The sequence below is a fragment of the Streptomyces sp. NPDC104381 genome (assembly GCF_055583745.1).
Map to the genome: position 1 here is coordinate 112,465 of NZ_JBVJNK010000011.1, position 12,090 is coordinate 124,554.

At 72.7% G+C, this 12,090-nt stretch carries 12 protein-coding genes; 4 read left to right on the top strand and 8 right to left on the bottom strand.

What is annotated here, in order from left to right; translation table 11 throughout:
- Nucleotides 1-78: 78 nt before the first annotated feature.
- From ACZ607_RS32020 to ACZ607_RS32030, 3 genes are all read right to left on the bottom strand, one after another.
- Nucleotides 79-2,508, bottom strand: coding sequence for a Tex family protein (locus ACZ607_RS32020; RefSeq protein WP_469740716.1), 2,430 nt, complete (start codon nt 2,506-2,508; stop codon nt 79-81).
- Between the two features lie 223 nt (nt 2,509-2,731).
- Nucleotides 2,732-2,863, bottom strand: a complete 132-nt coding sequence (locus ACZ607_RS32025; protein ID WP_261988152.1) for an LPFR motif small protein — start codon at nt 2,861-2,863, stop codon at nt 2,732-2,734.
- Between the two features lie 67 nt (nt 2,864-2,930).
- Nucleotides 2,931-3,794 carry an SCO6745 family protein gene (locus tag ACZ607_RS32030; protein WP_469740718.1) on the bottom strand — a complete coding sequence of 288 codons (864 nt, stop codon included), beginning with the start codon at nt 3,792-3,794 and terminating at the stop codon, nt 2,931-2,933.
- A 158-nt stretch (nt 3,795-3,952) separates the two neighbouring features.
- Here ACZ607_RS32030 and ACZ607_RS32035 point away from each other — a divergent pair, with 158 nt between their 5' ends.
- Together ACZ607_RS32035 and ACZ607_RS32040 are read left to right on the top strand one after the other, a co-directional pair.
- Nucleotides 3,953-4,915: a GlxA family transcriptional regulator gene (locus ACZ607_RS32035; RefSeq protein WP_469740721.1), complete on the top strand. Its 963-nt coding sequence runs from the start codon at nt 3,953-3,955 to the stop codon at nt 4,913-4,915.
- 42 nt (nt 4,916-4,957) lie between these two features.
- A complete protein-coding gene (locus ACZ607_RS32040) occupies nt 4,958-5,593 on the top strand; it encodes a DJ-1/PfpI family protein (protein ID WP_469740722.1) in 636 nt (211 codons plus the stop codon).
- On the opposite strand, the gene ACZ607_RS32045 is transcribed toward ACZ607_RS32040, so the two are convergent.
- Nucleotides 5,580-6,395 (bottom strand): enoyl-CoA hydratase/isomerase family protein, encoded by an 816-nt coding sequence (locus ACZ607_RS32045; RefSeq protein WP_469740724.1) that lies wholly within the window; start codon nt 6,393-6,395, stop codon nt 5,580-5,582. The two genes, ACZ607_RS32040 and ACZ607_RS32045, sit on opposite strands and share 14 nt — an antisense overlap.
- An 80-nt stretch (nt 6,396-6,475) precedes the next feature.
- Here ACZ607_RS32045 and ACZ607_RS32050 point away from each other — a divergent pair, with 80 nt between their 5' ends.
- Both ACZ607_RS32050 and ACZ607_RS32055 read left to right on the top strand, forming a co-directional pair.
- Nucleotides 6,476-7,063: an HdeD family acid-resistance protein gene (locus ACZ607_RS32050; RefSeq protein ID WP_469740725.1), complete on the top strand. Its 588-nt coding sequence runs from the start codon at nt 6,476-6,478 to the stop codon at nt 7,061-7,063.
- A 148-nt stretch (nt 7,064-7,211) separates the two neighbouring features.
- Nucleotides 7,212-7,667 (top strand): ATP-binding protein, encoded by a 456-nt coding sequence (locus ACZ607_RS32055; RefSeq protein WP_469740727.1) that lies wholly within the window; start codon nt 7,212-7,214, stop codon nt 7,665-7,667.
- A 24-nt stretch (nt 7,668-7,691) separates the two neighbouring features.
- On the opposite strand, the gene idi is transcribed toward ACZ607_RS32055, so the two are convergent.
- The 4 genes from idi to galE form a co-directional block, all read right to left on the bottom strand.
- On the bottom strand, nt 7,692-8,285 hold the full coding sequence (gene idi, locus ACZ607_RS32060) for an isopentenyl-diphosphate Delta-isomerase (RefSeq protein ID WP_124275907.1): 594 nt from the start codon (nt 8,283-8,285) through the stop codon (nt 7,692-7,694).
- A gap of 148 nt (nt 8,286-8,433) precedes the next feature.
- A complete protein-coding gene (locus ACZ607_RS32065) occupies nt 8,434-9,687 on the bottom strand; it encodes a GNAT family N-acetyltransferase (RefSeq protein ID WP_469740730.1) in 1,254 nt (417 codons plus the stop codon).
- 212 nt (nt 9,688-9,899) lie between these two features.
- Nucleotides 9,900-10,841: a cation diffusion facilitator family transporter gene (locus ACZ607_RS32070; protein ID WP_469740732.1), complete on the bottom strand. Its 942-nt coding sequence runs from the start codon at nt 10,839-10,841 to the stop codon at nt 9,900-9,902.
- A 179-nt stretch (nt 10,842-11,020) separates the two neighbouring features.
- The gene (gene galE, locus ACZ607_RS32075) at nt 11,021-12,007 is read right to left on the bottom strand and encodes a UDP-glucose 4-epimerase GalE (RefSeq protein ID WP_469740734.1); all 987 of its coding nucleotides are present in this window, start codon (nt 12,005-12,007) and stop codon (nt 11,021-11,023) included.
- Nucleotides 12,008-12,090: the final 83 nt, after the last annotated feature.

Consider the following 12,090-nt stretch of genomic DNA (forward strand, 5'->3'; position numbering starts at 1 on the left):
AGGCCGGGGCGGGCGGACGTGCGGTACGTGCGCGGTTCTCCGGCGACCGCCGCGTCGCCGGAGAACCGCGCGGTGTGCTCAGCGGCGGGAGCCGCCCTTGTCGGAGCCGCCCGTCAGCCCGGCGCGCCGCAGCGCGTCGGCCATCGCGCTGTTGGCGGGTGCCGCGGCGGGGCGCGCCGCGCCACCGCCGCCCGCGCCACCGCGCCTGTCACGCCGCTGCCCGTTGCCGCCCTGACGGCTGTCCTGCCCCTGCCGTTGCCGGGGCGGCCGCTCGCCGCCGCCCTGCGCGTTCCGCTCCCGCTTCTGGCCCTGCCCGCCGCCCGGACCCGCCGTGGCGTCGTCGTCGAGCCGCAGGGTCAGGGAGACGCGCTTGCGCGGGATGTCGACGTCCATGACCTTCACCTTCACGATGTCGCCCGGCTTCACGACATCCCTCGGGTCCTTGACGAACGTCCGCGACATCGCCGACACATGGACGAGGCCGTCCTGGTGGACGCCGACGTCCACGAACGCGCCGAACGCCGCCACATTCGTCACGACGCCCTCCAGCACCATTCCGGGCACCAGGTCGCCGAGCTTCTCGACGCCCTCCTTGAACGTGGCCGTCCGGAAGGCGGGACGCGGGTCCCGGCCCGGCTTCTCCAGCTCCCTGAGGATGTCCGTGACCGTCGGCAGACCGAACTTCTCGTCCACGAAGTCGTCCGGCCGCAGCGACCGGAGGGTGCCCGTGTCGCCGATCAGCGCGGCGACGTCCCCGCCCGTCCGCTTCACCATCGTGCGCACCACGGGGTACGCCTCGGGGTGCACGCTCGACGCGTCCAGCGGGTCGTCCCCGCCCCGGATCCGGAGGAAGCCCGCACACTGCTCGTACGCCTTCGGACCCAGCCGCGCCACGTCCTTCAGCGCCCGGCGGGAGCGGAACGGGCCGTTGGCGTCGCGGTGCGCCACGATGTTCTCGGCCAGCCCGGAGCCGATGCCGGAGACCCGGGAGAGCAGCGGTGCCGACGCCGTGTTGACGTCGACGCCCACGCCGTTCACACAGTCCTCGACCACGGCGTCCAGGGAGCGCGACAGCTTCACCTCGGCCAGGTCGTGCTGGTACTGGCCGACGCCGATCGACTTCGGGTCGATCTTCACCAGCTCGGCCAGCGGGTCCTGGAGCCGGCGCGCGATCGAGACCGCCCCGCGCAGCGACACGTCCATGTCCGGGAGCTCCTGCGAGGCGAAGGCCGACGCCGAGTACACCGAGGCGCCCGCCTCCGAGACCATCACCTTCGTGAGCTTCAGCTCCGGGTGCCTGTCGCACAGTTCACCCGCGAGCTTGTCGGTCTCGCGGGACGCCGTGCCGTTCCCGATCGCGATCAGGTCGACCCGGTGCTCCCTGGCGAGGCGCTCCAGCGTGGCGAGCGACTGGTCCCACTTGTTCGCCGGCACATGCGGGTGGATGACGTCCGTCGCGACGACCTTGCCGGTCGCGTCCACGACGGCGACCTTCACACCCGTACGGAAACCGGGGTCGAGCCCCAGCGTCGCCCGCGTGCCGGCCGGGGCGGCGAGCAGCAGGTCGCGCAGGTTCGACGCGAAGACGCGGACGGCCTCGTCCTCCGCCGCCGTGCGCAGCCGCAGCCGCAGGTCGATCCCGAGGTGGACGAGGATCCGGGTCCGCCAGGCCCAGCGGACCGTGTCGCCCAGCCACTTGTCCCCGGGGCGGCCCCGGTCCGCCACGCCGAACCGGCGGGCGATCATGTTCTCGTACGAGGAGGGGCCCGGCTGCTCCGACGGTTCCTCCGGCTCCAGGACCAGGTCGAGCACGTCCTCCTTCTCGCCCCGGAGCATCGCGAGGACGCGGTGCGAGGGGAGCGCGGTGAACGGCTCGGCGAAGTCGAAGTAGTCGGCGAACTTCGCGCCGGCCTCCTCCTTGCCGTCCCGCACCTTCGCGACGACCCTGCCGCGCGACCACATGCGTTCGCGCAGCTCGCCGGTGAGGTCGGCGTCCTCCGAGAAGCGCTCGGTCAGGATCGCGCGGGCGCCCTCCAGCGCCGCGGCGGGGTCCGCCACACCCTTGCCGGGGTCGACGTACGCGGCCGCGGCGGTGAGCGGGTCCACGGACGGGTCGTCGAGCAGCCCGCCGGCCAGGGGCTCCAGGCCCGCCTCGCGTGCGATCTGCGCCTTGGTGCGGCGCTTCGGCTTGAACGGCAGGTAGATGTCCTCCAGCCGCGCCTTGGTCTCGGCCGCCCGGATCTGCGCCTCCAGGGCGGCGTCGAGCTTGCCCTGCTCACGTACGGACTCGAGGACCGCCGTACGGCGGTCCTCGAGTTCCCGCAGATACCGCAGCCTCTCCTCGAGCGTGCGCAGCTGCGCGTCGTCGAGCATCTCGGTCGCTTCCTTGCGGTAGCGCGCGATGAACGGCACGGTCGAGCCGCCGTCGAGCAAGTCGACGGCCGCCTTCACCTGACGCTCACGTACGCCGAGCTCCTCGGCGATCCTGCCTTCGATGGACGTCGTCACGGTTTTCCCGACTCGCCTTCTCGTACTGGCTGTGCTGGCTGTGCCACCGGGGTGGTCCACACCCGGGTGGGCCCCTCAGGGCCTGTGTGGAGTCGCCCCGCGGCACGGGGCGACTCCACACAGGCCCTGGCCTGCATTGTGCCGGGTGGCCGGGGGTCGTGTCGCGTGACCTGGTCGGTCACGTCGCCGATCACGTCCCCCGGCGGTCTGACGAACGGCCGGGTCAGGCGCGACGGGTCCTGCCGCCACGCGACGCGCCGCCGAAAAGGCCTGCCAGGAGCCGGAAGGGCAGAGTCACCACGGTGGCCACGGCCGAACCGACGGTACTCAGAGCGTTTGCGATCGCACGGAACACGGTGTGCCTCCTTCGTAGGGTGTGCACATCGCCTGGCCCGTACGCCCCGACGTAAACGTGTACGGGCTCAGCCCTTGCCGACCAGGTCGTCCGGGAACGCGCCGGCCGAGGCCGCCATGAACAGGAACCCGCGGCCCAGCTCGGTGAGCCGCTCCACGCCGTCGGCGCCCAGGTGCTCGTACGGCGCGGAGTCCATCCGGTCCGTCGCCTCCTCCAGCTCCGCCCTGAGCGCGGTGCCCGCCTCGGTCAGCTCGCCCCCGGCGTCCAGCACACCCCGGTCACGCAGGCGCTCCACCGCCGCGTCCCAGTCGGTGCGCCGCCAGCCACGGGTGGCGAGGATCCAGCGGGGCGCCATGCCCTTGCCGGTGGCGGTGTGGCTGACCAGGGCCTCCAGCGGGTCGAGACCGGCCGTGAGCAGTCCGGCCAGGTGACCGTCGCCGCGGTGCTCGCGCAGCAGCGTCGCCGCGTGCCAGTACGCCAGGTGCGGCTCGTCCGGCACGTCCAGGTCCGCCTGCGCGGCGTACAGCGGACGGGCGTGGCGGGTGCAGGCCTCGGCGGCGCGCAGGGCCAGGGTGGCGGCCTCCGCCATCTCGGGGGACGCGAGGGTCTCCTCGCCGAGGACCCGGCGCAGCGTCGCGTCGGCGGCCCGCAGACGGGCGCCGAGCGCCGCCTCGGGGGTGATCTCCGACCAGACGGCCGGCAGATGGCGGGCCACCAGCTCGTGGTTGAAGTTGTAGAAGGTCGCGGTGACCGCGCCGGCCCCGACGGCGCCCAGCGCCGCACCGCGCGCGGCGAAGTAGACCCGGCTCTCGTCGTCGATACCGAGCTCCCCGAACTCCTTGCCGAGGTCGGGGGAGAAGTAGACACAGGAGTGCAGCGGGTTGAGCGCGTTGTGGCAGCGCCGTCCGGCACGCGGCGGAAGAGTACTCATGCCCGCACGTTACCGACTGGTTGGTACGTGGGGTAGACCCGGGGTTCCGGACGGCTGCCCCGGACCAGGTATGGCAGGTGCCCCCGGACCAGGTACGGCAGGAAAGGTGGGGAACTCGTCATTGCGGCCATCCGGCGCCAATGACCAGGATGACGGGCATGAAGCAGCGATCCGTCCACGTCCTCGTCGTCCTCTTCGAGGGCGTCCAGAGCCTCGATGTGACCGGCCCGATGGAGGTCTTCGCCGGTGCCTCCCGCTTCCCCGGGGTCTCCTACGACCTGCGCACCGCCTCGCTCGACGGCGCGCCGGTCCGCTGCTCCAGCGGCCTCACCCTCGTGCCCGACACCGCGCTGGCCGACGCTCCGGCGCCCGATCTGCTCCTCGTGCCGGGAGGCGCCGGCACGAGGACGCCCGACCCGGAGCTGGTCGACTGGCTCCGCGTGCACGCCCCGCGCGCCCGGGAGCTGGTGTCGGTGTGCACCGGCGCCCTCCTCCTCGCCGAGGCGGGCCGGCTCGACGGCCACCGGGTGACCACCCACTGGTCCGTCTGCGAGACGCTCGCCCGGAGATTCCCGGCGGTGCGGGTGGACCCGGACCCGATCTTCGTACGCGACGGGCGGCTGGCGACGTCGGCCGGCGTCACCGCGGGCATCGACCTCGCGCTCGCCCTGGTCGAGGAGGAACACGGGCGGGAGGTGGCCCTCTCGGTCGCCCGCCATCTCGTCGTGTTCCTGCGGCGCCCGGGGAACCAGGCCCAGTTCAGCGCCCAGCTCACCGCACAGACCGCCGTACGCGAACCGCTCCGTGAGCTCCAGCACTGGATCACCGAGCATCCGGCCGCCGACCTCTCCGTGGAGGCCCTGGCCGCCCGCGCCCGGCTCTCGCCCCGCCACTTCGCCCGCGCCTTCCAGGCCGAGACCGGCCTGACCCCCGGGCGGTACGTCGAGCGCGTACGCCTCGAACAGGCCCGCCGGCTGCTGGAGGACACGACCGACGGCATCGCCGGCATCTCCCGCGCCAGCGGCTACGGCACCCCGGAGGCGATGCGCCGCGCCTTCGTCAAGGCACTCGGGACGGCGCCCGCCGAATACCGCCGCCGCTTCCGCTCCCAGCCTGTCTGACACGACTCGCACAGCCACCGCAGCACCGACGGAAGGAACTCCATGCAGATCGCCATCGTGCTCTTCGACCGCTTCACCGCACTGGACGCCGTGGGCCCGTACGAGATGCTCAGCCGGGCCCCCGGCGCCGAGACCGTCTTCGTCGCCGAGCGGCCCGGCCCCGTGCGCAACGACAGCGGCAGCCTCTCGCTCACCGCCGAACGCACGCTCGCCGAGGTGCCCGCCCCGGACGTGGTGATCGTGCCGGGAGGACCCGGGCAGAGCGACCAGATGGAGAACGAGGCGCTGCTCGGCTGGCTGCGGACGGCGGACGCCACCAGCACCTGGACCACCTCGGTGTGCACCGGGTCCCTGCTGCTCGCCGCCGCCGGACTGCTCACCGGCCGGCGCGCCACCTCGCACTGGCTGGCCCTCGACGTCCTGACCCGCTTCGGCGCCGAGCCGACGGGCGAGCGGGTCGTCGTCGACGGCAAGTACGTCACCGCCGCCGGGGTCTCCTCCGGCATCGACATGGGCCTCACCCTGCTGGGCAGGATCGCGGGACACGACCACGCCCGCGCCGTCCAGCTGCTGACCGAGTACGACCCGCAGCCGCCCTACGACTGCGGAGCGCCGGAGAAGGCCCCGGCGGCCATGGTCGAGGAGTGGCGGGCGAAGAGCCGGTTCATCCTGACGTAGGAGCGGACCCGGCATTCCCCGTCGTCGTCCAGGTGAAGCGCGGAGTGCGGCGCTCCAGGAAGGCGGCGACCCCCTCGGCGGTGTCGCCGCTGCCGCCTGCCTGCTCCGCCCAGTACGCGTCCCGGTCCGCACGGCCGTCGGCGAACTCCTTCGCCGCGGCCTGGGTCAGTTGCGAACGCGATGCCAGGGTCCGTGCGAACGCGGCCACCCGGTCCGCCAGCGCGCCCGCCGGAAGGACCTCGTCCACCAGCCCGCTGCGCAGCGCCCGTTCCGTCCCGATCAGCTCCCCGGAGAACAGCAGGAACTTCGCGGTGGCGGGGCCGACGAGCGCGACCAGCCGCCGCGTCGAGGACGAGGGGTAGACGATGCCGAGCTTGGCCGGGGTGACACCGAACGAGGCGCCCTCCTCGGCGAACCGCAGATCGCAGGCGGCGGCCAGCTGGCTGCCGCCGCCCACGCAGTACCCGCGCACGGCGGCCAGCGTGGGCCGGGGAAACGCCGCCAGTGCCTCCTCGGCCCGGACGGCGAGCGCCTGAGGCCGCCCGCCCGGGTCACGGAGGGAGGAGATGTCGGCGCCGGCGCAGAAGGTGTCACCGGCGCCGGTGAGCACGAGGACCCGCACGCCGGGATCGGCCGCCAGCCCCTCCAGGAGCGGGGGCAGCGCCTGCCACATGTCCGCGGTCATGGCGTTGCGCTTGGCGGGGTTGCTGATGACGACGGTCGCGACGCCGTCCACGACGGTGTGCTCCAGCCGCGGCTCCGTCGCTGCCGCCCGCTCCGCCGTCTGCTCCCTGAGGTCCATGCGCCGGATGCTATCCGCACGGCCCGAACCTATGATCGGGAAGGGGTCGCGAAGCGGACACGCACCGTGAGGAGCTGTCGATGGCCGGACCCACGACCGAGGGCAGGAAGCTCAGCCGGAGCTTCGGCGTGCTGGCCCTGCTCGGCGCCCTGCTGGCCGTCGCGGGGCTCGTCGGCCTCGTCTACACCGGTGTCGCCACCCTCACCTCGATGATCCTGTTCGGCTGGCTGCTGCTCGTCGGCGGGCTCGTCGGTCTCCTGCACGCGGTCCAGGCCCGCGGCACCGCCTACTTCTGGCTCGGCGTGGTGGTCGCCGCGCTGAACATCGCCGCCGGAGTCGTCGTCCTCAAGCACCCGGAGGGCACGGCGGAGACGCTGACGATGTTCGCCGCGCTGCTCTTCCTCACCGGCGGGGTGTTCCGGCTGGTCGGCAGCGTCGTCGTACGCGGTCCCCAGTTCGGCTGGACCCTGCTGCAGGGGGCCTTCGGGCTCCTGCTGGGGCTGCTGGTGCTCTTCGACTGGCCGCACAGCAGTCTCTACGTGCTCGGCTGCTTCTTCTCCCTGGCGCTGCTCTTCGACGGGCTCGGACTGATCGCGATCGGGGTGGGCGGGCGACGGGTCGTCAGTCTGGTGACGGACCAGATGACGCCCGAAGAAGACGAGAAGTAGTCCAATCACCTGACGCTGTCATACCCACTCGGTCAAATTGCGTCGAGAAGAGACCACTTGTGGTCAGAGCTGTGGTCCGGACCACGCTCTTCCCGACACTCATTACTCGAGGGTCAGCGAAATGCGAGTCGAGAGCGGGTGGCGGTCTATGGAGAGCCGTGGGAGTGTCCCGGCCCATCCCGTGTCGTACGAGGGGGTGTGGCGCTTCACCGCCCCCGCCGTCGACGTCTCGGTGCCGCAGGCCCGGCGCGCGGTCAGGGACCTGATCGGCCGGCAGGGCGTACCCGTAGAGGACGACATCCTCCACGGGCTGCTGCTGATCGTGTCGGAGCTGGTCACCAACGCGGTCCGGCACGCGGCCCTGCTCTCGCCCGAGCTGGCGGTCGAGGTGGCCATCGGGGCGGAGTGGATCAGGGTCTCCGTCGAGGACAACCACCCCTACCGCCCCACCGCGCTGGTCACCGACTACGCGCAGACCGGCGGCCGCGGGCTGCTCCTGGTGCGCGAGATCACCGCCGAGGCGGGCGGCACCTGCGACGTGGAGCACACCGCGGGCGGCGGCAAGATCATCTGGGCGGCGCTGCCCCTGAAGGCGCAGCTCTGACCGCCCCCTGCCCGGTGTGCGGACTCACCAGCCCGCGGACGGCCCCGTCAGCTCCCTGACCGCGGGCCGCGCGGCGTCCAGCACCGTCATGAACCACGCCGAGAACGGCGCGGCGGCGTGCCGCTCCGCGAGCTCCGCCGCGGTCACGAAGGCCGTCTCGCCGACCTCCTCCTCGTCCGGCCGCAGCCGCTCCTGCACCAGGCCGACGAACAGGTGGTTGAACTCCTGCTCCACCAGGCCCGACATGGGGTCCGGGTGGTTGTAGCGGACCGTGCCCGCCGCGGCGAGCAGCGAGGGCGAGACGCCCAGCTCCTCGTACGTACGCCGGGCGGCGGCCGCGAACGGCGCCTCTCCCGGGTACGGATGGCCGCAGCACGTGTTCGACCACACGCCGGGGGAGTGGTACTTGCCGAGCGCGCGGCGCTGCAGCAGCAGCCGCCCCTGCTCGTCGAAGAGGAAGACGGAGAACGCCCGGTGCAGCTGGCCGGGGGCCTGGTGCGCCGCCAGCTTCTCCGCGGTGCCGATGGTGGTGCCGTTCTCATCGACCAGTTCGAGCATGATCGCGTCTGCTGTGCCGTTCGACGAGCTGTTCGCCGCGGTGGCTGGTGTGGTCGGCATACCCATCCTTCGCTTTGGTTCCCGGCCTCGTGCGCCGGACCCCTCGAGTCCGGTCAAGTCTGCCGTACAAAAGCCGCTTGTCTGCACTACGGGTGCTGGCATGTCCGCCCCGCCCCGGTCCCGGGGGCGTGGCGGGACGGACAGCGCGTCAGACCCCGAAGGCCGCCGGGTAGCGGATCGTGCCACCGGGAACCGGCGCCGAACCGTCCAGGACCAGCGCCATCATCGCCTCGTCGGGGACCTCGAACCCGGGCCTGATCCCGAACTTCGACGCGGGCACGAAACCGAGGGCCCGGTAGTACTCCGGATGCCCGAGCACCAGGACGAGTGACTCCCCGCGCAGTCGCGCGGCGTCCAGCGCCGCCCGGACCACCGCACGACCGGCACCCCGGCGCCGGTGGTCCGGCGCGGTCGCCACCGGGGCCAGCGTGAGCGCCGGGCCGTCCCCGACCCGGCACCGGGTGAGCAGGGCATGGGCCGCCACCGAACCGTCCGGAGCCTCGGCCACGTACGACAGACCGGGCAGCCAGGCGTCGGGGTCGGTGCGCAGGGCGTCGACCAGATCGGCCTCGTCCCGGGTCGGGAAGGCCGCCGCGACGACGGCGCGCACCGCCGCGTGGTCGGCGGCCGTCTCGGGCCGGGTCCTCCAGCGGGGATCGAAGGGGCGCAGCACATAGCCGGCGTAGCCGTACTCCGCGCCGTACCGGCGGCGTACCTCCAGCTCCTCGTGGGTCGCCGCGAGGGCCTCGGGCATGCCGGGAGCCGAGGGATCCGCGGCGGCGGCCCGCCCGGCCAGCGGGACGTAGTACTCGTCCCAGTCGCTGTCGGGCTGCACCAGCACCCCGAGTACGTGGAAGCCCGCCTCCACGGCCGCCGCGGTGTTCCCCGCGACGGGGCGCAGCGAGGCGTGCCGGTCCCAGAAGGCGCGCGCCCCCGCCGACGGGGAGCCGGTGGTCCAGACGCACTCGGTGATCACCATCGTGCCGCCGGGGGCGAGCAGCCGCCGCCAGTCCCGCAGCGCGGTGTCGAATCCGACGATGTACGCGGAACCCTCGGCCCAGACGAGGTCGTAGGACCCGTCGGCGAAGCAGGACCCGTCGAGGTCCGTCATGTCGGCCCTGACGGTACGGATCCGGTCGCCGAGCCCGCGGGCCTCGGCGGCCTCGGTGAGCTCGTCGAGGAACGGCTGGTGCAGATCGACCGCCGTCACCTCGGCGCCCGCCTCGGCGGCGAGCAGCAGGGCGGCCCTGCCCGGGCCGCAGCCCAGGTCGAGGACGCGGGGGCGGTCCGGCCGCGGGCCCGTGAGGGAGAGCAGCCGACGGGTGGTGGCATCGGAACCGGGGTTCTGCCGGGGCAGCCGGTGATGCAGTGCGAAGAAGGCGTCGTACGTGTGGTCGGTCAAGACGGGAACCCTTGGAAGAGAGGGCCCCGGCCGACGCGGCGTGGGAAGTGCCGAGCGGTCAGCCGGTGACCCGGGAGACGAGGAAGGACCGATCGCTGCACAGGGCAGCCGTCGTGACGACCGTCATCGACCTCAGCTCCTTCTCTCCCCACGGGCTCCGGGCTCGGAGACACGCCGCAGACCTTAGCACCGGGCGACGGCGCCCCGGCGGCTCAGTGACAGAGCCGCGCCTCGTGCTCCGCGTGCCCGCTGGGCTCCAGCTGGAAGGTGCAGTGCTCGACGTCGAAGTGGTGGCCGAGGCAGCCCTGGAGTTCGTGCAGGAGCTTCTCGTGGCCGATGGAGTCCAGCATCTCCTGGTGCACGACCACATGGGCGGAGAGCACGGGCATGCCCGAGGTGATCGTCCAGGCGTGCAGGTCGTGGACGTCCAGCACCCCCGGCAGGGCCGTGATGTGGGCGCGCACCTCGTCCATGTCGACCCCCTTGGGCGCCGACTCCAGCAGTACGTCGAGCGTCTCCCGCAGGAGCTTCACCGTACGGGGGACGATCATGAGGCCGATGAGCAGCGAGGCGATGGGGTCGGCGGCCTGCCAGCCGGTCGCCATGATGATGCCCGCCGACACGAGCACCGTCATCGAGCCGAGCGTGTCCGCGACGACCTCGAGATAGGCACCCCGCACATTGAGGCTGTCCCGCTGCCCGCGCATCAGCAGGGACAGCGAGACGACGTTGGCGACCAGGCCGACGGCGGCGAACGCGATGGCCAGCCCGCCCCTGGTCTGGGCCGGGGTGATGAAGCGCTCGACGGCCTCGAAGACCAGATAGCCGCCGACGCCCAGGAGCAGCAGACAGTTGGCCAGCGCCGCGAGGATCTCCGCACGGGCGAAGCCGAAGGTGCGGTTGGGGCCCGCCGGCCGGTTGGCGAAGTGGATGGCCAGCAGGGCCATGCCCAGCCCCAGGGCGTCCGTCGCCATGTGGGCCGCGTCGGCGATCAGGGCGAGGGAGTCGGCGAGCAGTCCGCCCACGATCTCCATGACCATGACGCCGAGCGTGATCGTCAGGGCGACCCGGAGCCTGCCCCGGTATGCGGCGGCCGCCGTTCCCGTCGGGGGCGGCCCTCCGTGCGTATGCCCGTGATCGTGGCCAGCCCCCATACGAACGCCTCCGCAACCCGTCGTGTCCCGTCGTGTCCCTCGGACAGCACGGGCGTGCCTGCCCGATGCGGCCAGTGAACTACGGGGGAGGGGTACGGGGCAACACGGCACTGAACACCGTTGTCATGTGCTCTGACCTGCGGAAACGTTCGCAGGTCAGAGCCTCGGGGCGCGGCGGGTCACCGCGCGGCGCGGGCCTCCGGGTGGCGCAGGCACCAGCCCTCCCAGGCCGACTCCACCATCTCGCGCATGCCCCGGCGTGCCGTCCAGCCCAGCTCCTCGGTCATCCGGGCGGCCGAGGCGACCGCGCGGGCCGCGTCCCCGGGCCTCCGCGGCTCGACCACGGGCTCCGCGGGCAGCCCCGTGACCTCGCCCACCAGCTCGGCGAGCCGGCGCACCGACACACCCTCGCCCCGGCCGATGTTCACGGTGAGGTCGCCGCCGTCCGCGCTCCTGTCGAGGTGCGCGGCGACGGCGAGATGCGCGTCCGCCAGGTCGGCGACGTGGATGTAGTCGCGTACACAGGTGCCGTCCGGCGTCGGGTAGTCGTCACCGAAGATCCGCGGGGTCTCGCCCCGCGTCAGCCGGTCGAAGAACATCGGCACGACGTTGAAGACGCCCGTGTCGGCCAGCTCGGGCTCGGCGGCCCCGGCCACGTTGAAGTACCGCAGACAGGCCGTCGAGATGCCGTGGGCCCGCCCCGTCGCGCGCACCAGCCACTCCCCGGCGAGCTTGGTCTCCCCGTACGGGTTGATCGGCGCGCAGGGCGTCTCCTCCGTGATCAGGTCCACGTCCGGAACCCCGTACACCGCCGCGGACGACGAGAAGAGGAAACGCCGCACACCGGCCGCCACGACGGCCTCCAGCAGCACGCCGAGCCCGGTCACGTTCTCCCGGTAGTAGAGCAGCGGCTTCTCGACGGACTCGCCGACCTGCTTCTTCGCCGCGAGGTGCACCACACCCGTCACGCCGTGCTCCGCCAGAACCCGGTCGAGCACCTCACGGTCCGAGGCCGAGCCGCGGACCAGCGTGACGTCGGCGGGCAGCCGCGCCTCGATGCCCGACGAGATGTCGTCGAGGACGACGACCTTCTCCCCTGCCCCCGTCATGGCCTTCGCCACATGTGCCCCGATGTAACCGGCCCCGCCTGTGATCAACCACGTCATACCCCTCAGCCTATGTGCTGTCCGGACGCGGTTTGTGGCGCGAGGCGTTGATCGACGATGATGATCGCGAACGGCGCCGCATG